This window comes from Pseudoalteromonas sp. Of11M-6, from assembly GCF_022347905.1.
Taxonomy (GTDB): domain Bacteria; phylum Pseudomonadota; class Gammaproteobacteria; order Enterobacterales; family Alteromonadaceae; genus Pseudoalteromonas.
Genome location: NZ_JAKRFW010000024.1, coordinates 47,936 through 67,124, shown reverse-complemented (window position 1 = coordinate 67,124; position 19,189 = coordinate 47,936). Strand labels below are relative to the sequence as shown.

General features: G+C 42.3%; 19 protein-coding genes. 11 read left to right on the top strand and 8 right to left on the bottom strand.

Features of this window, described 5'->3' with window-relative positions; translation table 11 throughout:
* Positions 1-311 (bottom strand): LysR family transcriptional regulator (locus tag MHN32_RS13200; protein WP_239421970.1); only part of this gene is annotated, 311 nt, incomplete at its 3' end.
* Between the two features lie 129 nt (positions 312-440).
* Between MHN32_RS13200 and MHN32_RS13195 the strand changes: the two genes are divergently transcribed.
* The 7 genes from MHN32_RS13195 to MHN32_RS13165 all read left to right on the top strand — a co-directional run bounded on the left by MHN32_RS13195 (position 441) and on the right by MHN32_RS13165 (position 10,071).
* Positions 441-1,016 carry a hypothetical protein gene (locus MHN32_RS13195; RefSeq protein WP_174170825.1) on the top strand — a complete coding sequence of 192 codons (576 nt, stop codon included), beginning with the start codon at positions 441-443 and terminating at the stop codon, positions 1,014-1,016.
* An 85-nt stretch (positions 1,017-1,101) separates the two neighbouring features.
* Entirely contained in the window at positions 1,102-2,184 is a 1,083-nt protein-coding gene (gene gcvT, locus MHN32_RS13190) for a glycine cleavage system aminomethyltransferase GcvT (protein ID WP_239421968.1), read from the top strand.
* A gap of 76 nt (positions 2,185-2,260) precedes the next feature.
* Positions 2,261-2,650, top strand: a complete 390-nt coding sequence (gene gcvH / locus MHN32_RS13185; protein WP_239421966.1) for a glycine cleavage system protein GcvH — start codon at positions 2,261-2,263, stop codon at positions 2,648-2,650.
* A 182-nt stretch (positions 2,651-2,832) separates the two neighbouring features.
* Positions 2,833-5,733: an aminomethyl-transferring glycine dehydrogenase gene (gene gcvP / locus MHN32_RS13180; RefSeq protein WP_235368617.1), complete on the top strand. Its 2,901-nt coding sequence runs from the start codon at positions 2,833-2,835 to the stop codon at positions 5,731-5,733.
* A gap of 615 nt (positions 5,734-6,348) precedes the next feature.
* Positions 6,349-7,584, top strand: coding sequence for an ABC-three component system protein (locus MHN32_RS13175; protein ID WP_211868154.1), 1,236 nt, complete (start codon positions 6,349-6,351; stop codon positions 7,582-7,584).
* The gene (locus tag MHN32_RS13170; RefSeq protein ID WP_239421964.1) at positions 7,577-8,083 is read left to right on the top strand and encodes an ABC-three component system middle component 4; all 507 of its coding nucleotides are present in this window, start codon (positions 7,577-7,579) and stop codon (positions 8,081-8,083) included. Before MHN32_RS13175 ends, MHN32_RS13170 begins: the two co-directional genes overlap by 8 nt.
* 2 nt (positions 8,084-8,085) lie before the next feature.
* Positions 8,086-10,071 carry a hypothetical protein gene (locus tag MHN32_RS13165; RefSeq protein WP_239421962.1) on the top strand — a complete coding sequence of 662 codons (1,986 nt, stop codon included), beginning with the start codon at positions 8,086-8,088 and terminating at the stop codon, positions 10,069-10,071.
* 678 nt (positions 10,072-10,749) lie between these two features.
* Here MHN32_RS13165 and MHN32_RS13160 read toward each other — a convergent pair.
* On the bottom strand, positions 10,750-11,064 hold the full coding sequence (locus tag MHN32_RS13160; protein WP_239360390.1) for a hypothetical protein: 315 nt from the start codon (positions 11,062-11,064) through the stop codon (positions 10,750-10,752).
* A gap of 400 nt (positions 11,065-11,464) precedes the next feature.
* Between MHN32_RS13160 and MHN32_RS13155 the strand changes: the two genes are divergently transcribed.
* Both MHN32_RS13155 and MHN32_RS13150 read left to right on the top strand, forming a co-directional pair.
* Positions 11,465-11,902 (top strand): thioesterase family protein, encoded by a 438-nt coding sequence (locus MHN32_RS13155; RefSeq protein ID WP_239421961.1) that lies wholly within the window; start codon positions 11,465-11,467, stop codon positions 11,900-11,902.
* Between the two features lie 404 nt (positions 11,903-12,306).
* Positions 12,307-13,314, top strand: a complete 1,008-nt coding sequence (locus tag MHN32_RS13150; protein ID WP_239421959.1) for a fatty acid desaturase — start codon at positions 12,307-12,309, stop codon at positions 13,312-13,314.
* Positions 13,315-13,335: 21 nt separating this feature from the next.
* Here the strand turns inward: MHN32_RS13150 and MHN32_RS13145 are convergent, their stop codons facing one another.
* From MHN32_RS13145 to MHN32_RS13135, 3 genes are all read right to left on the bottom strand, one after another.
* On the bottom strand, positions 13,336-13,839 hold the full coding sequence (locus MHN32_RS13145) for an RNA methyltransferase (protein WP_045961974.1): 504 nt from the start codon (positions 13,837-13,839) through the stop codon (positions 13,336-13,338).
* 146 nt (positions 13,840-13,985) lie between these two features.
* Entirely contained in the window at positions 13,986-14,300 is a 315-nt protein-coding gene (locus MHN32_RS13140; RefSeq protein ID WP_010370561.1) for a DUF6172 family protein, read from the bottom strand.
* 237 nt (positions 14,301-14,537) lie between these two features.
* Positions 14,538-15,311, bottom strand: coding sequence for a hypothetical protein (locus MHN32_RS13135; protein ID WP_239421957.1), 774 nt, complete (start codon positions 15,309-15,311; stop codon positions 14,538-14,540).
* Positions 15,312-15,374: 63 nt separating this feature from the next.
* Here MHN32_RS13135 and MHN32_RS13130 point away from each other — a divergent pair, with 63 nt between their 5' ends.
* Positions 15,375-15,536, top strand: coding sequence for a hypothetical protein (locus MHN32_RS13130; protein ID WP_158299106.1), 162 nt, complete (start codon positions 15,375-15,377; stop codon positions 15,534-15,536).
* A 62-nt stretch (positions 15,537-15,598) separates the two neighbouring features.
* Here MHN32_RS13130 and MHN32_RS13125 read toward each other — a convergent pair whose 3' ends face one another.
* The 3 genes from MHN32_RS13125 to MHN32_RS13115 all read right to left on the bottom strand — a co-directional run bounded on the left by MHN32_RS13125 (position 15,599) and on the right by MHN32_RS13115 (position 17,507).
* Complete coding sequence (locus MHN32_RS13125; RefSeq protein WP_102056286.1) at positions 15,599-15,907, bottom strand: hypothetical protein; 309 nt, start codon at positions 15,905-15,907, stop codon at positions 15,599-15,601.
* Between the two features lie 127 nt (positions 15,908-16,034).
* Positions 16,035-17,102 carry an alpha/beta fold hydrolase gene (locus MHN32_RS13120; RefSeq protein ID WP_239421955.1) on the bottom strand — a complete coding sequence of 356 codons (1,068 nt, stop codon included), beginning with the start codon at positions 17,100-17,102 and terminating at the stop codon, positions 16,035-16,037.
* A gap of 12 nt (positions 17,103-17,114) precedes the next feature.
* The gene (locus tag MHN32_RS13115) at positions 17,115-17,507 is read right to left on the bottom strand and encodes an alpha/beta hydrolase (RefSeq protein ID WP_239421954.1); all 393 of its coding nucleotides are present in this window, start codon (positions 17,505-17,507) and stop codon (positions 17,115-17,117) included.
* A 146-nt stretch (positions 17,508-17,653) separates the two neighbouring features.
* Between MHN32_RS13115 and MHN32_RS13110 the strand changes: the two genes are divergently transcribed.
* Positions 17,654-19,177 carry a LytTR family DNA-binding domain-containing protein gene (locus MHN32_RS13110; protein WP_239421953.1) on the top strand — a complete coding sequence of 508 codons (1,524 nt, stop codon included), beginning with the start codon at positions 17,654-17,656 and terminating at the stop codon, positions 19,175-19,177.
* Positions 19,178-19,189: the final 12 nt, after the last annotated feature.

Here is a 19,189-nt window from a genome sequence, read left to right as displayed (position 1 = left end):
GCTGCGAATTCGCTGGGAATGCCCAAACGCACTCGGCCTGTCACACTCTCAGAGGTAAATTGCTGAATAATTGCATCGTTCTGCTGCAGCATTTGTTTGGCTAGGGGCAAAAGTAGCTCACCATATTGATTCAACACCTGCCTTTGACCCTGCTTTTTAAACAGCTTGCAACCTAGCATGTCTTCTAAACGTTTGATTTGCAAGCTAACAGCTGGCTGAGATAAGCCAAGCAACTCACCGGCCTTGGCAAAGCCACCGACATCAACCACAGTGACCAGCGTTCTTAATCCATCAATTGATAAGTTTTTCATATAAGGAAATGCAATTTATAAAACCCAAGTACATTAATATTATTTATCAATTGATAAGTAAATACAATTTGTTGTTGAGTTTGCGCATCCTTATACTTTTGCTCATCGAAATTTCACTAAGGTAGTGCCATGAGCGTCACGCCAATTATCTTTGCAAAGCACCGTCAGGGCAGTGTTCCGGCGCAAAACCATTACATGCCAACTGATGCTGTTGTTGTACTTGATTTCAGCGGCTTTGAGACCACGCCTTTCTTAAGCCAAATTCTTGCACTTAACTTGAATAAGTTAATGGCACCTGGCTTGGGTTTTCAAGGCAAACTAGACAGTGGCGAAAATTTCGCCGTGTACTATTTTAGTGAAACGGCTTACCGTTTTGTTGCAAGTGAAAGTGCAGCCGCTGAGCTGGCAACACTGATTGATAGCCATGCTGACGAGTTTGATATTGAACTGGTTCGCCGTCATGATTTAGTTGCCGCCACCATAAGCGGTGAGCTTGCGTTTGAGCGTTTAGTCAGTGACTTTACGTTAACGCCAGGCCTTAGGATCTCAGATAAAAATGCCTGCTATGGCAAGCAAAGCGGTGAAGTATTTATTACGACCTTGCTGGTGGACGAACAGCAACAGTATCAGTTGATTGCGCAAGCTGCTGTGTTAGATAAGTGGCAAACGACGCTCACTGACGCTGGTTTTAAACTCGTTTCATAAATTCCGTGCAGTTATCGTAAGCGCGATAACAATAACCCCCTCAGCGCCAACCGATGGCGGCTGAGTAAAAAAGTGAAGGATAAGTATGACTTCTAAAACAGTACTACACGCGAAGCACCTAGAAGCTGGCGCGAAAATGGTAGACTTCCACGGTTGGGAAATGCCAATCAATTATGGCTCACAAATTGAGGAGCACCACGCGGTGCGTACTGACGCGGGCATGTTTGACGTTTCACACATGACGATTGTTGATATCGAAGGTGTAGACGCAAAGGCATTTTTACAAAAGCTTGTTGCAAACGATGTAGCTAAGCTTACTGTGGCTGGTAAGGCGCTATACACAGGCATGCTAAACGAGCAGGGCGGTGTAATTGATGACCTTATCATTTACTTCTTCACTGAAACGCAATATCGCCTAGTCGTTAACTCTGCAACACGCGAAAAAGACCTTGCACATATCGGTGCGGTAGCAGCAGATTTTGAAGTGACAGTTACTGAGCGTCCTGAGTACGCGATGATTGCGGTACAAGGTCCAAACGCAAAAGCAAAAACAGCAACTATCCTAGACGAACAACAACAAGCGGCTGTTGAAGGCATGAAGCCATTCTTTGGTGTGCAAGCTGGCGACCTATTTATCGCAACAACGGGCTACACTGGTGAAGAGGGTTATGAGATCGTAGTACACAACGATGGTGCGGCGGACTTATGGCAAAAATTATTAGACGCAGGTGTGCGTCCAGCTGGCCTAGGTGCACGTGATACGCTACGTTTAGAAGCGGGCATGAACCTTTACGGCTCAGACATGGACGAGACGGTGTCTCCACTTGCAGCGAACATGGCATGGACAATTGCATGGGAGCCAGAGGAGCGTGACTTTATCGGTCGTGCAGCTATCACTAAACAACGTGCTGAGCAAAGCAATGATAAGCTGGTAGGTTTAGTCCTAGAAAGCAAAGGCGTATTACGTGGTGGTTCTAAAGTTATCGTAGAAGGTGGCGAAGGTGTTATTACTTCTGGTACATTCTCACCAACTTTAGGCTTCAGTGTAGCGCTTGCGCGTGTACCTCGTTCAATTGGCGAGACTGCACAAGTTGAAATGCGTAAGAAGCTAGTTGATGTTAAAGTAGTTAAGCCAAGCTTCGTTCGTAACGGCAAGTCAATTATCTAGTTTTTATAGATAATAAATAGAATAACATTGATGTCGCTCACGGGGTGACATCGCAACCGACCAAAGGAACAAAAAAATGAGCAACATTCCTAGCGAGTTAAAGTACGCTACTTCACACGAGTGGGTTCGCGCTGAAGGCAATGGCGAGTACACAGTAGGTATCACTGAGCACGCACAAGAACTTCTAGGCGACATGGTATTCGTTGAATTACCAGAAGTAGACGATGAAGTTGACGCGGGTGAAGACTGCGCAGTTGCTGAGTCTGTAAAAGCAGCATCAGACATCTACGCACCAATCGGCGGCACTATCGTTGCAATCAACGAAGACCTAGAAGATGCGCCTGAAACTGTAAACAACGATGCTTACGGCGACGGTTGGTTGTTCCGTATTAAAGCGTCTGATGAGTCTGAGCTAGATAACCTACTAGACGCTGAAGGCTACGCAAATTCAATCGACGAAGACTAATTTGTTGATAGTAATAAAAGCCCCTTTTTAGGGGCTTTTATTGTTGCTTTTTGGGCAAGGGTGCTTGCTCAAGGTATGACGAGATCATGCCAACGTTTTTAGAATACTGCCGTTACCAAGGTATCTCATTTAGATAAAAACAGTATTCACCTTTTTCATTTGGATCATAGGAACCTGGACTAATGTCAAACGCCAAATCTCTTGAACAGTTAGAGCAAAAGCAAGATTTTATCCGCCGCCATATTGGGCCAAGCCCAGCACAGGTGAGCGAGATGCTAAGCGCTCTTGGAGTATCTAGTGTTGAAGAGCTGATCGGTCAAACTGTACCTGCTTCAATTCGTTTAGAAGAGGGCTTACAGATCGGTGAAAGCCGCACAGAAGTGGAAACCCTAAGCTACTTGAAGTCAGTAGCAAGCAAAAACAAGGTTTTCAAATCTTATATCGGTCAAGGCTACCACCCAACTCACGTACCTCACGTTATCCTACGTAACGTACTTGAGAATCCGGGTTGGTACACTGCTTACACCCCTTATCAGCCAGAGATTGCGCAAGGTCGCTTGGAATCACTACTTAACTTCCAAACGCTGACTATGGACATTACCGGCCTAGACTTAGCCAGTGCATCACTACTTGATGAATCCACCGCAGCGGCAGAAGCAATGGCGCTTGCAAAACGTGTATCTAAAGCGAAAAAAGCAAACATCTTCTTTATTGCCGACGACGTACACGTACAAACTATCGACGTAGTATCTACGCGTGCTGAGCAGTTTGGTTTTGAAGTAGTAGTAGGTCCTGCTAGCGACGCTGCTAACCACGAGATTTTTGGTGCGCTATTCCAGTATCCAACAACATCAGGTGAAGTGGTCGACGTTACTGACCTAATCGCACAAGTACAAGACAAAAAAGCGATTGCCTGTGTTGCCGCAGACATCATGAGCTTAATGCTACTTAAAGCACCAGGTAAACTAGGCGCAGACGTAGTGCTTGGTTCTGCACAGCGTTTTGGTGTACCTATGGGTTACGGCGGTCCACACGCGGCATTCTTTGCCACGCGTGATGCTTACAAGCGTTCACTACCAGGCCGTATTATTGGTGTGTCTAAAGACCGTTTAGGTAACGACGCGCTACGTATGGCGATGCAAACACGTGAACAGCATATCCGCCGTGAAAAAGCGAACTCAAACATCTGTACTGCACAGGTGTTACTTGCGAACATGGCTGCGTTTTACGCGGTTTACCATGGTCCTCAAGGTCTTAAGATCATCGCTGAGCGTATTAATCGTCTTGCAAGCATTCTTGCAACGGGTCTTAAAGCAAAAGGCGTGGCACTTAAGCACGATACGTGGTTTGACACTATTACTGTTAAAGCGGACGACGCTGACAAGCAAGCGGTTGTGGCGCGTGCCGTAGCAAAAGGCGTGAACTTTGCCCTTAACCACAACGGCGAATACTCAATTGCAGTAAACGAAACCACAACGCGTGCGGACGTAGCTGAGCTATTTGACATCATTTTAGGCGACGACCACGGCCTAAATGTAGATGCGCTAGACGCACAAGTATCAGGCGAGAACATCACAGGTATTCCTGCAAGCCTAGTGCGCGACGACGAAATTTTAACGCATGCTAACTTCAACAGCTATCACAGCGAAACTGAGATGCTGCGTTATATCAAGCGTCTTGAAAACAAAGATTTAGCACTAAACCACTCAATGATCTCATTGGGCTCGTGTACCATGAAGCTAAACGCAACCGCTGAAATGATCCCAGTGACTTGGCCTGAGTTTGCAGAGCTACACCCGTTCTGCCCAATCGATCAAGCACAAGGTTACAAGATCATGATGACTGAGCTGCATGACTGGCTTGTGAACATCACAGGTTACGACGCAGTATCACTACAGCCAAACTCAGGTGCACAAGGTGAATACGCAGGTCTTATCGCGATCCGTAAGTACCATGAGTCTCGCGGTGAAGGTCACCGTAATATCTGTTTGATCCCAAGTTCAGCGCACGGTACAAACCCAGCGTCTGCACAAATGGCAAGCATGAAAGTGGTTGTGGTTGACTGTGATAAAAACGGTAACATCGATATGGAAGACCTACGCGCGAAAGCCGCAGACGTAGCTGAAAACCTATCGTGCATCATGGTCACTTACCCGTCTACACACGGTGTATACGAAGAATCTATCCGTGAAGTATGCGACATCGTGCACCAGCACGGCGGCCAAGTATACATGGATGGCGCAAACATGAACGCGCAGGTTGGGGTAACTAGCCCAGGTTCAATCGGCTCTGATGTATCACATTTAAACTTACACAAAACATTCTGTATTCCACACGGTGGCGGTGGCCCAGGTGTTGGTCCTATCGGTGTTAAATCGCATCTAGCGCCATTTATGCCTAACCACAGCGTGATCAACGTAGAAGGCACAAACGTAGGTAACGGCGCGGTTTCTGCGGCACCTTACGGCTCTGCTGCTATTCTACCTATCTCGTGGGCATACATCGCGATGATGGGCAGTGAAGGCCTTAAGCAAGCCACTGAAATGGCAATCGTAAACGCTAACTACCTAACGGCTAAGTTGAGCGAGCACTACCCAATTCTATACCGTGGCCGTAACGACCGCGTTGCTCACGAATGTATTGTTGACCTTCGCCCACTGAAGGAAGCAACTGGCATTACCGAAATGGACGTTGCTAAGCGTCTACAAGACTACGGCTTCCACTCACCAACAATGTCGTTCCCAGTTGCGGGCACACTTATGGTTGAGCCAACGGAATCTGAGTCTAAGGTAGAAATCGACCGCTTTATCGAAGCTATGGTTTCTATCAAAGGTGAAATCGACAAGATTGCATCAGGCGAGTGGTCTATCGAAGACAATCCATTAGTATTTGCACCACACACGCAAGCAGACGTACTAAGCAACGACTGGAACCGTGCATATGATCGCCTCGCAGCTGCATTCCCAGTACCAAGCGTAGCAAAAGACAAATTCTGGCCAACGGTAACCCGTATCGACGACGTATACGGCGACCGTAACCTAATCTGTTCTTGCCCAGCGGTTGATACTTACCGCGATGCGTAAGGGTTTGTAGGTCGCGCTTGAGCGCGACTTAGCAAATATTGAAAAGCCGCCCTTTGTAAAAAGAGCGGCTTTTTTGTGGATATGGATTTGGTGGTGGCTCATGTTTGACTCTTTTCTTGGTTTGTGGGAGCGGCTTCACGCCGCGATCCCTTATAACGACGCATAACTTAGACTTCACACCAAATCTCTACGTAGGTCGCCATCCATACCTCCATTTCCTCGCGCTGCGTTGCTACGTTACGCATCGATCGCTAGTCATCCCGACGGCACCAATGCTACGCTTAATTTTCAAACAGAAAATTAATAAAAACGTAAACGTCATAATGGCAGATCACTTTGTCATTCTGGCTTGCAGCGCATTTCCTTAAGGGAATTGAGTACTTGAAATTTGTCGGGAATAAAATCTCGCTATACGCTGATATTGATCATCAATTTTTTCTGACGCGATATAAGGAGAAGGATTTACTGGGTAGTCTTTACAAGACCCCTAAGAGAGGTTAATTCATGTTTTTGGTCTTATTAATCTTTACATAAAGTTGGTTTTGTATACCATAAGTTAACAAAATTATCAGGTTGGGAGTTGTTGTTCCAACTTAAATACTAAGGAAGGTGAAAATGATCGAGTTTATTTCCGAAAAGAGTAGTGGCTCCAACCTTATATTGTTCGTTCATGGCTTCACTGGAGGCTCTGACACATGGAGTTTAAACGGTAAAGTTTCTTTTCCTACGTTGTTACTTCAAGACAAAGAAATATCTGATCACTTTGATATTGCACAGTTCACCTATTTCACTAAATTAACAAATCTTTTCGCTAAAGTTAGTAATACATCTAAGTTATTGAAAAAACTTTTTGGTACATCACATGGGAAATTAAGAAATAACTCCAGCATAGAAGAAATTTCCAATTTACTACGCACTGAGTTTCGATTTAGGTTAGAAAAATATGAATCCGTGTTTGTCATCGCCCACAGTATGGGAGGCCTTGTAACTAAAAGTCTAATTATTAAAGATCTAGAAGAAAAGTCAGTGTCAAAGGTTAAAATGTTTCTATCACTAGCTGTACCCCATCAAGGGGCTAAGTTAGCTACATATGGGAATTTAATAAGTAATAATTTACAAATAGAGGGGTTGGAACCTTTAAATGGCTTTATTCATAAACTAAATGATTACTGGTTAAAAACTTCTCTAAGGCCAACAACGAAGTACTTCTATGGTACAAGCGACAGCATTGTAGATAAAACTAGCGCTGTACCTGCAGATAAAGAAGTATCAGATGTAATTAGTGTAGATGAAAACCACTCAAGTATTACTAAGCCAGATAACGAAAACTCTACGATTTTTGTTGCAGTTAAAAAACTGATTTTAGATTATCGAGATGGTGATCCTGCAATAAGTGGCTTTGAAATTCAGGCTCTAGGCAATGACGATGAGTACAGTGATGAGCTTTTCGTATTGAAGCTATTGGCTGCTGACGTCCATAAAACATCAATACGCGATGCCAAAGAAGTATTCTTAAATGCTGAGTACATTCGAAAAATCTTCAGCAGTGCCTCAGATCAGAAACGATTGGCTGAATTGTACAAGAAAATTAAGAAAGTTTATCAAAATAGTTATACCAAATATGTTCATGATGGAATTCCTAATTCAGGGTTGTTATTGGCTGATGTTCATGAGCAAATAATGAAAGAAGATAAAGAGTTTTTGAAAACTCTAGTTCCATTTTTAAACGCAATTCATAAACAAGGAATGCTGCATCAATTAGCTAACAGTGAAGCTGAAACTATTTGGTGGGACAAAAATACTAATATTGCGTCAATGAAAGAGAACTTAAAGGAAAAAGGCTATGAGTAGCCTACCTTTTTTGCAGCCAGAGCGAGACTTTTACTACAATGCGGGAATTCTAATGCTAATTATCGGAAAATTAGCTCGAACCAAGCGTGGAAAAGCAGTTTTAACAATTGATAAAATTCAGACGTTTTATTTTTTGGTCACTCGACCGGTTTTCCTGAATAAAGTGTTATCGAAAGCAGGAAAAAAGCAGTTTCTAATTGAACAAACTGACTACTTTACTGTTGATACAATAGCACCAAATCTAGATGAGTTATTTAACCGAGATAAAGTTACTAAGTTGATAAAAGCTTTGTCGGTTAAAGGATATATTCAAGTTTCATTTAATGAAAAAGAAGGCTTTTTGCTTGAATTAAATGACAGTGGTCTCTCGATATTGGAAGAGTTTACTGATGGTTACTACAAAAAAATTAATGATTTTATTGATAGTTTGGCTAAATTGCAGTCAGAAAACTCATCCAAGATAAGTACTTATATTAATTCAGTCTTGAAGCAAGGATAAAAATGACTACTCAGCAAGGATTATTACTAAAGCAACTAGTGTTAGTTGGCCATAGAAAAAATTATACAGTTCCTTTTTACCCGGGAGTTAACATAATTTATGGGGATGCTGATACAGGTAAATCTAGTATTCTTAGAATTGTTTATTATTTACTAGGTGGGAAACAGAGTAAGTTAGACCATGAGATTTCGTCATCTGTAAAATATGCTGTATTAGAAGTCGAAATTAATGGAACGCCATATTGTATTATTCGAGACCTATACAATTCGACTAAAGATGTCGAGGTGTATTCATGTCGATACACCAAGTTAGAAGAAAACTTTCCGGAAAAATATGTATCGTCAGTTTCTAGGAGTACAAATGAAAAGAAAAGTCTTTCAGATTTTCTGCTAGAAGAACTGAATTTTCCAGTAGTTAAATTAAAACAAGCACCTACAAAAGACAATTCAGACACTGCTAGATTAAGCTTTTTAGACTTATTCAAATATATGTACTTAAACCAAGATGATGTCGGTAGCACTCACATGCTTAACATTGGCAATCCTGTTGTTGAAGTGAAAAATAGGGAAGTATTGAAGTACATATTTAATGTTTTAGACACAAATATTTCAGATCTTGAGGTTGATATATCGACTAAGACAAAGGAAAAGTCGGACCTGGAAAGTCAGTATAGGGTCATTTCAAAATTTTTGTCAGAAATAGAGTTTGAGCAAACATCGGCTATAGATGAAGAGATAACGCTGATTGATGAGTTAAAAGAAGATCTAGATAGGCAGCTAAAAGAACTTAACAACAAAATGGTATCCAATAATGAACTTTACGGTGGACTTAAAGAAGCATTAGATATTATTAATCTAGATATCAAGAGATTCGAAGATGTTAAGAGTCATGCTGAGAGAAACATAGAAAGGTTTTCGCGTTTAAGTAACGATTATCAAAACGATATTCAAAAGCTGAAAGCTGCGTCACAAGCAAGAAATGCAATTGGAAAACAAGAATATACGACTTCAAGTTGCCCGATTTGTTATAATACAATAAATCTGAGTGATGTCTCTGAAGAGTTTGATATCTCCGAAGAAAACAAACTCAAGCATGAGTTAAACTCTATAGTAAGACGGTCTAAAGATGTAACTGCTTTAATTTCAGAAAATAGAAAGGAACTTGAAGAGACCACGCAAACCCTAAACGAGCTTTACAGAGAAAAGTCAAAGGCGAAAGAATACATAGATGAAGAGTTAGCGAATGCTGTTACTCCGTTTTTGGCTGAAAGAGATGTATTGGTAAAGGAAAGTGCAAAGCTTGTTGAGCGAAGAGATAAATTTGTAAACGCGTTGAAAGTTAGAAATAGACAACGAAGTATCGCTGAGCATATTGGTCGTATCGAATCCAATATCACTCAATTAAAAGAGCGATTGGAGGAAATGTTAAAAAGCTCTCCTTCAATGTCTTCTGTTCTATCTGAACTGGCAGTTTCTTTAGATTTATTCTTACAAAATGTAAAAATTAATAATCAATTTGGTGTATCTATTAGTGAGAAGAGCTTTTTACCGATAGTGAGAAATATTGAATACAGAAATATTAACTCTGGTGGTTTAAGAACTATTACTTCAATTGGCTATCTAGCTTCGATTATGGAAGCTAAATTAAATACCAACACAAACTTACCTAGTTTGATGATGATTGATACGGTCGGAAAGTTCTTAGGAAAAACGCCTGAAGACGAAGCATTTGATACGGATCTTAAAGCAGATGAAAACGAAGGAGTGTCTGATCCTGATAAATATAAAAATCTGTTTGAGTCTCTTTTAGATTTAGCCGAGAGTTTTGAAGAGAAAGGAAAGCTTTGCCAGATAATATTGGTTGATAATGATTTACCACCAGAGGTAGCTAAAAAACACAGTGGATTTGAAATTGCACATTATCGCTCAAATGGAGTAAATAATTTACCTGTTGGCTTGGTAGACGATTGGGAACAAGGTAAGAAGTAAGATGTATGAAAGACTTTAATAGAAGTAAACTTGCTATGTCCATGATGAATTTAGCGTAATACAAATATTCTTGTAGGGGTAACTACTGCACTTTACATGCAAAGTGAGAAAGTGGAGGCGCGTCACGAGAGGGAAAACGGACAACAGCATCTTCGTCGTTTTTGTTAATTTTTTAGGCTCTCGTTGAGCACTTGGAAGTAGTTTACCAAAACTGTGTTTAGCATCACTCGCCCTTAATGTATACATGTTAGAGTTCAAAGTTTAAGTTTATTGATAATATTGTGGTTTTCTATGCAAAATGTTCAATTTAATTAAATTATGTGATTTGCGTGTAATTTAAGCTTCTCTTTTTGATCGTCGGCAAGGCGACATAAGGTCGCTGCTACGAATTGTTTGTAGCCGCTGGCAATCACGAAAGATCGCGGCGTAAAGCCGCTCCCACCCGGTCAAATTCAGCTCGGCGTTGAATAGATTAGTCTGCTGCTTTTCATCGCCAAAGCGGCGAAAGGTAAAATTGCAGGGCGGGGTCAAAAAACAAGTCGCTGCTACGAATTGTTCGTAGTCGCTGGCAAGCTCCTGAAGATCGCGGCGTGAAGCCGCTCCTACTCGGTTTGGCTCAACGCGATGTAGAATTGCTTAATACTTTAGTTGCAGGCCTTGTAGTGTGCATTTACCGCCTTAATGGACGGTAATAGGGAGATCGTTTACTACTAACGATTGGCCATTTTGCTGAGCTCTAAGAAAACTGGATACCAAAACGTCGTTGGATAGGGTGCTGATGTCGTTAACAGTTTCAACCATGCAAAACGTAATGGACTCCCAACCTAAATCTTTAATAAAGGCCTCAAGTTTATTGATGTTATCTTCGTAGTTTTCGTCTGTGGTTAGCAGGCCGATGGAGTGTTTGTTACCAAGTTTGTATTTCCCTTGCTGAGTGATGGCGCATTTGGCGTAACCGCTCAGTACATAAACTGTATTTGTGCTGTTGTTCATATTGGTGACATGCTTAAGTTTAATTCTGATTTTGATTTCAGATGCATTTTTTAAACCAAGCTTATAAATATTGCTCTGCTGTTTGCTTATATATTGAAAGTATTGAGAAAAATTATTAGTGATTTGTCTTGGGTGTTGTTCCCACAAAAAGGCGTCAATTTTTTGTGAGATTGAATGATAGGGATTGCGCTTATATTTACCGTTGTGTCGAAATCAAAGGGAGTGGGTGTATTATTTGTCGCCATCAATGGCGACCTACGGGGGGCGTAAGGTTGCACTGCGAAATGCTGGCTTTGCTTTCTTTGTTTTGACAAGTTGCCTTAAACTATCTCGTTAACCTTGTTGCTGGTACGATGAGTTGTTACTCTCGAGTTCAATAAACAAAATTAAAGGCAACATCATGCAGGAATTTTTAGAAAAGTTTGCAATCACCACCAAAGTGAATGTGGTGTGGGGAGAAATGGATGCGTTGGGGCATGTGAATAACGTGTCGTATTTTCGCTATTTTGAAACCGCGCGAATCGATTTTTTGACTCAAACGGGCTTACTTTCTGTATTATCAGAACCTACCCATAGTCCGGTTTTACGTGATACGTACGCGCAATACAAGCGACCAGTTACGTTTCCAGATACCTTGTATATTGGCTCATATATTACCGATATCAAAGAAGACCGCTTTACCATGCGCTATGAGGCGTTTAGCGAATCGCAACAAGCAGTATGCACAACGGGGTATGCGAATGTGGTGATGTTTAATATGAAAACAGGGAATAAATCGCCAATTCCAGAGAGCATGTTGGCCATTTTGAAGCAATACGAGATGGACGATAATCAATAGAAGTGTAGAGTTTAGGTATTGCTTTGTATCGATGTTTGAAAAACCGTCGCGGCGTAAAGCCGCTGCTACGACAATATGAGATGGACGATAGTCAATAGAAGCGCGGAGTTTGGGTGTTTCGTTGCGTTGCTGTTTTAAAGTTGTCTCGGCTTAAAGTCGCTGCTACGACAATGTGAGATGGACGATAGTCAATAGAAGCCTGGAGTTTAAGTGTCGCGTTGCTGTTTTAAAGTTGTCGCGGCGTAAAGCCGCTGCTACGACAATGTGAGATGGACGATAGTCAATAGAAGCGCGGAGTTTAGGTGTTGCGTTGCTGTTTTAAAGTTGTCGCGGCATAAAGCCGCTGCTTCGGTAGTAGGAGTTTTCGTTATGATCTTGATATCAAAAGGTGAGTAAAGGGACCAATGCCAACATTAACGGCGAGGCAGAATATCAAAGCGATAGTGACTGCTATCCAAGCTGAAGAGCAGTCACTTCGAACGCGTTATCCTATTTTAAATCAGCAAAACGGTATTGCTATGGTGATTTTGCTGTTGTCGTTAAGTGCGCTAATTGGTGTTGCCTCGCTTTACTATTTTGCCGTTATTCCTGCATGGCTGTGTATTATCTTGGCGGCTCTTATTACCTCTATTTCTCATGAACTTGAGCACGACTTGATCCACAAGCTGTATTTTAGTGACCGCCCATTTGTATATCATTTTATGATGTTGACGGTGTGGCTTATGCGGCCAAATACGGTGAATCCTTGGTATCGCAGGCAAATTCATTTACATCACCATAAAATGTCTGGTACTGAACAAGACTTAGAAGAGCGCTTGGTGGGTAATGGTATCCAATCTCCTTGGTTGCGAGCTGTGGTGGTTACAGATGGATTGCTAGGTTTATTATTGAATGCCAAGCGGTTTAGTCGAGAAATCAAGGGTTTTAAGTTTTTGCAGGTCTTTAATGCTGGTTTTCCGCTTGCCACGGCTTATTTTGCGACTTTATATGGTGTGATTGCTTATTACGTGCTGCAATTTATACAACCGTTTGAATTACCTAGGTGGGGAGCAGAGTTACTAGCGGTTGCTGAGTTCTTAATGGTGGTGCTGATTGTGCCTAATATGATCCGCTCAGCATCTTTAAACCTCGTCACATCTTCAATGCATTATTATGGCGGCGTGAGTAATGTGTTAGAGCAGACCCATGTGATCACCAGTCGCTGGTTTTTACCGTTTCAGTTATTTTGTTTTGATTTTGGCCGTACGCACACGATCCATCACTTTGTACCTAATCAACCGTTTTATATTCGGCAATTGATAAGTAAAAAAGTACGCCCAGTTATGGCTCAGCACGGAGTACGTTTTGATGACTTACAAAGCCTAAAAAATGCAAATCACTACCCGGACAAAGAGCGGGTTAGTCAAAAATAAAAAGATGCTTACAGCAAAAACTTATCCAACTGTTAGGCGGTTATTGATATCGCGGCTGGTGAGTATCTGACTAGCATCAAATCCCGTTGAGCGTTTTGCCATACGGTCGTATAACAACACGTTGACTGTCGCGGCTAAGTTCATGCAGCCTGTGGTTGGTACATACACCACGGCATCAGCGGCATCCACGATTTCTTGTGGCAGGCTGCCATCTTCAGGACCAAAAATGTATAACGCGTTGTCGGGGTGAGCAAACTGTGGCAGTGGGGTTGCGCCCTCTACCAGCTCAACGCAGACAAGTGCACGGCCTGCTACTTTTAAACTGATGAAATCATCAACTTGTTTGATGGGAATGTTATCGGCAACGTTTTTTGTATCCGTATGATATTTTGCAGCCCTTGCGTAACGATTGCCGCTAAAGTAGATGGCTTGCGCATCATAACAACCTGCGGCCCGTAATACGCCACCCACATTGGTTGGTGATTTAGGGTTTACTAATCCGATTGCTACAAATGACTCGCTCATACTTTTTAATTCTCACTATACCGGCAGTAGCGCCACCAAAAATTCGACGAGCGATTGTATCATGCGCGTGATTTTGTGCCAGTTGGTATTGTTGGGGGAGAGCAGGTGATGTTGTCGAGCTAAAGCTCGACCTACAGAAGTTGGGCTTAGTAGTCTTCTAACTCATCGTCAGATAAATCGTTTGATTTTCTATAGCCTGGCTTTGCTAAAATCTCAACATAAAAGGAAGTGAGGTTTTCAGTTTGCGTTTTATCAATCAACTTGTTTAGTTGTGATAGGTGCACCGGCTCGGCTTCTGCTTCTGTGTTACCAAACTTACAATCAAAATCCCAATAATCAGCGCCCGCTGGCAAAGTTTTGTTGCGCTCGCGCTTTAGGTATTTTTTAAGTTCATGCTTAACCGCGTCAACGCGTCTTTCAAGTTTGATTTTAGGGTGAATTAGTTCAAATGTCTTTTTCATAGTTGCCTTCAAGCAAGAAATACTCAATCGGCAAAACAGTATGCCTGAGTAGATAATGTGTATTGATTTAAGCGTAAAGCTTACGCGCGAATAAATACAGGAATGTAATAGGATATTTTACGTTATATTTTGTGAACTGGCGAGGGACTTTGTGAATGCCGAAGAGAATAAAAGCTGAGTTGGTTGCGCGAGTTCGCTACCAACTCATATTGCTAATGTACCATTGATAATGACGGATTAATTCGCTTTTGGTTGCGTTTGAGTTGTGGGGGCTGCTGCCAATTTACGCTCCAAACGCTCTAATTTTTCTGCCAGTGCGGTTTGTGTCATCTCTATTTGGGTAAGGCTTGCGCCGATCTCTATCTGTTTAGAGTCTCTGCTTTGCGCTTGAGACTTTAACTGATCAACATCGCCATTAATGGCTGCAATTTGATTTTTTAGCACACTAGCGGCTTGCTGTTGTTCTTCTAATAGCGATAGTTTTAAAGCAAGCTCTGTTTGACTCTGCGATAGTGTTTCTACTTTGGTAGTCGTACTGGTCTGGTTTTTAGCGTTATTACTTGCTTGCTCTTCGAGCTTTTTGATGTCTGATTGGTTTCTTCGCCACGCTGACGCCCATAGTTTATCCATCTGTGACCAAAGCTCGTCTGTGCGCTCGGTTAGTGTGTTCAATTTTGCTTGCATTGCACCCGCGGACAAGTCCATCTCTTCATCTGTGGCGGTGAGGGTATGTTCAAGCTCGGCAATGCGCTTTGTTGACTCGAGTAATTGTGCCTGGGTTGTTAAGTTTTGTTGGTAGAGCGCAAACGCCGCAGCAGCCAACGCAATAATCGAGATTGCACCCAACCAATTCATCATCCCCATACCTTTGGCGGGTTGGCTTGTTTGTTTGGTACTTTCTTTTGGTGCTGAGGTTTTATGGCTCGCTTGGGTGGTGGAGTTTTTATAGGCTTCAACCTGATCTAAATCTGGCGTAATACTGGGAAGCTCAGGTTCAATTCTCTTATCCAACGTACTTTCCTCTTTTTTGAGATTTATAAGGAGCTTTAGCAGCTTACTTGAAAATAACGCAATATGGAATTTGCAATCGATAAGAACCTTTGGAGCTGGAGGATTGCAGTCAATAAGCTGAAAAAATCCAATCCAAATGCAAAAGCATTTTTTGCTTTAAAGCAAGAACTCATTCCCAATCATCGTTTTAGCAATCAATTGTGGCGTCAACACTATGGCGAATGAGAGCTGTTAATATCGACTCGCCGAATAGCGTTCAGTTGTCCGGCTAGATTTTATCGGCAGTTTTAATCCTCGGGACCAAGCAAAGTAAAGGTTAAATGTTTACGCATATCCTTTAAAATCACCCCTTTTTTCAGCATGGCGGCGCTTAAACGCTTTTGCCATTTAAGAAGGTCTGGCTTTGCGGCTTCCAATGCTTGTTCATTCTCAAATTGGAAAAAGAGTATTAATGAGCCGGGGAACAAGTGATATTCCACATCAAACCAACATTGCACCATGCCGGGAATTTCTGCACGAGCTTGTTCCTCGAGTTTGTCTGCAATGGTCAGTACCAAGGCTTGTTGTTTTTCTTGTACTTTTGAGAGCTTTTTCATAATGCTATGGATGTAAGAGGCCAAAAGCCTGATTATACTCAAGCTTATGGGCTATCAACAACTTTGTTGATGATAGCCCGCTCTAAGTGAATTGCTTTTTCAATTCACTTAGAGTCGTTTTTTCGAATTACGGTGCTGACAGCGCAAGTTTTGGTAGCGGTAGTTGGATTGCTTCTGCACTGACGGGTTTTCCGCTTAAGAATGTTTGCATTCTGGCGAGCACCAAGGGTGAGCTTGTATAAAGGTTGTGGCCCGCATTGTTGACCATAATCTGGGTCAAATTTGTAAATCCTCTCACAGCTTCAAGTTGTTCTTCTGGATACGTTCTACCGTCTAGACTCCCTGTAAACAATAAAGTTGGGATGCTGGATAGGGGAGCGGTTCTAAAATCATCACCTAAATCTAGTTTTTTATCTATCAAGTGAAGTGTTGGCATTGGAAAGTTAAGCTTGTCGCCAAGCAAGGCTGTTGGCGATTGGGTTGTCACTTTTGCAAGGCGTTTAGCGGTGATCCCTGAAGCCACATCCATCGCCAGCGGCATCAATTTGAATGTAATGGGCTCATCGGTAAACATTCCACGCTGTAAAATATGCTTTAACAGCTCGGTATTACCGTTATCTAAACCTAAATAAACGTGAATTAGCATGGCAAGATATTGGTTAGGATCGGCAATCATCATGCTAGCTAACGACTGAATATGATGCTTTTGAAATAACATGGGTGTTTTTGAGCCGTCTTTTTGTGTAATTTGAAGTGCAATAGGCTGTTGCTCAAGTTTACTGTGCACTCGGCGCATCAAAGCGGGTAGATCCGAAACTTGTTGTTTAAGTGCTTGCTGATTGATAATTCCTTGAACTTTTTCAAAGTATTGATCGGTTTGGTGAGGTAGTTTAACGGTCTGATTGAGCCCTTCAGCACTGGCGATAATTACTTTGTCAAGATGCGCTGGCATCGCTTTTATGGCACTGAGTGCCAGATGGCTGCCGTAAGAGATCCCCCAAAGTGATACTTTGTCAGCTTTTAGGTGTTTTCGTAAGTCGTTTATGTCTAGCGCGTTCTGAGCGGTATTATAACCATATATATCAATATGTTGAGACTTCCATTGAGTAAAGCATTCTAATGCAGCTTTGCGGTAACGGTCTGCAATTTGCGCTTCAGTGGTAACAGAGTTAAGCGCAATGTGTTCACTAGACACGCAAGGAGCAGTTTACTCTGACTGCCCCGTGCCTCTTTGGTCTAGCGCAATAACATCACCAAACTCTCTTAGTGCTTGAAATAACGGAAATCTTCGCCACTTGGCAGTCGCGGTCCCTGAACCACCGGGGCCACCAGATAGATACACGATAGGTGAACCTTTATTGCTGCCGGTTGCAGGAAAGCGCACATAGTTGATTCTAATTTTGTTGCTGTTGGGGTTATTCCTGTTTTCAGGCACCCAGAGGTGCCCAGCTATGGCATCCGTTGTTTCTCCGCTGTTGGCTTGAAACTCGATTTGTTGCTCATTGCTGTACAGCACTTGCTTATCGCTACCTTTCTCTGCGCTTACGCATAAGCAAGTGAATAAGCTTAACGCGGCTATTAATGTGTGTGTTGATCGCATAGTATTACTCCTTAATAGTTTGTTTTTATTGAATACCATGGCAACTTTATGGGGTAGTGAACTTCTATGAGAGGCCGATATTTATTGGCTTGTAGGCTCAGCGGTAGTAAAAAGCCGACGAACGGTAAAAGGAAAAGCGGTAGAGTGTGAATATTAATCTTGTACTTTATTTAGTGATGGCTGTGTGTTGCTCGGGCGCTCTAGGTAAGGCTTATACCAGTCAACCTTTGTTGCCATTTTCTTATGAGCAAGCCGTGACGGTTTGCCCATGGTCAGTCTCGGCAAAAGAAATTCCACAGTTTACTGAGCCGCAATGTCACCGAGCTAAGTTATCTGAGATTGACCCGCAAAATCAGGCTGTTTGGGTGTTAATCGAATTTGAGCGAGCGAAATTAGCCTCAATACCAAGGCCCGTAGGGTTGTATTTATTTGCTAAAACATCAAGCGAAGTCTTTTTAAATGGTAGTAAGGTGGGGAGCAGCGGTTTTCCTGCCGTAGATAAAACTGAGCAAATAGGCAAAATGGACAGCGTATTTTATTTGCCAGACTCACTTATAAAGAAAAGCAATCAACTGGTGTTTGGTCTGTCTGCACAGCATAGCCTTATTTCATTAGGATACCCAATTCATTTTATTGGGCTAGGGCAATTTGGCGATCCTAAGCAGTATATTCAATCATTTAGTGGTTTGGGCCTGATTCTGGTTGGTGCCTTTTTGTTGGGCGCATTGTACTTTATAAGTCTGAGCTTTGGTCGTTATGGCAATACAAGCGTTCGGATATTTTCCGCACTGTGCCTGCTTGCGACAATGCAGCTCAGTGCTGAAATATCGCGAGGATTAGTTGACTATGGCTATGTGTGGCATGATATTCGACTGTTGACTGTGACGGCGTTGTCGTTTTTATTTGGCACTTTGTTGCTTGTATATAGCTCCTTAAAAGTTGCAAAAAAGCACGCGCTTCACTGGATTTATATTGGTACTATTGTCACGCTTATTGTTATTATTTTTGCACCAGGCTTTGATGCTAAAACCACTGCCGGAGTCTTTGTGCCATTACTCGTTAGCTTAGTTCAGCTAGGCTATTGTTGGCGACGCGCCAAAAACAATAATTTAGCGGTTTGGTTTGTGGTGCAGTTATTGGTGGCTGCAACCGTGCTATTTGTTGCATCAAGCTTCCACGAAATTACTCACTTTGTGATCATTGCCGTCTTGCTAGTCTACCTTTTCATTCGTCAAGCTAAAGAGTATCGTGCTCAGCAAGTACAGTTGAGTAGTGATCAAGCTCATATTGCCAAGCTTGAGTTCAAACTCGCGCAGAACAAACAACTTCAGTCTCCTTCTAAGCTGGAAGTCAGTATTGCAGGCAAAACTGACTATGTTGTGCTCACGGATATTGCGTTTTGTAAAGCCGCAGGGGACTACGTTGAGCTGCACATGAAAGATACCACGCAGAAGCTGTTTACAGGCTCACTAAAACAACTCGAACTTACTTTGCCCTCTATTTTTGTAAAAACACATCGTTCTTATTTAACTAATCTAAATGAAGTGGTGTCATTAGAAAGTGATAATAATCAAAGCAACTTGAAATTAACCAATGGAGCAAGTGTTCCCGTCAGTCGTCGGCTTGTCTCGTCGGTTAGAGCGACGCTTAAAGCGTCTACTAAACCTTAAACGCTGCAGGTC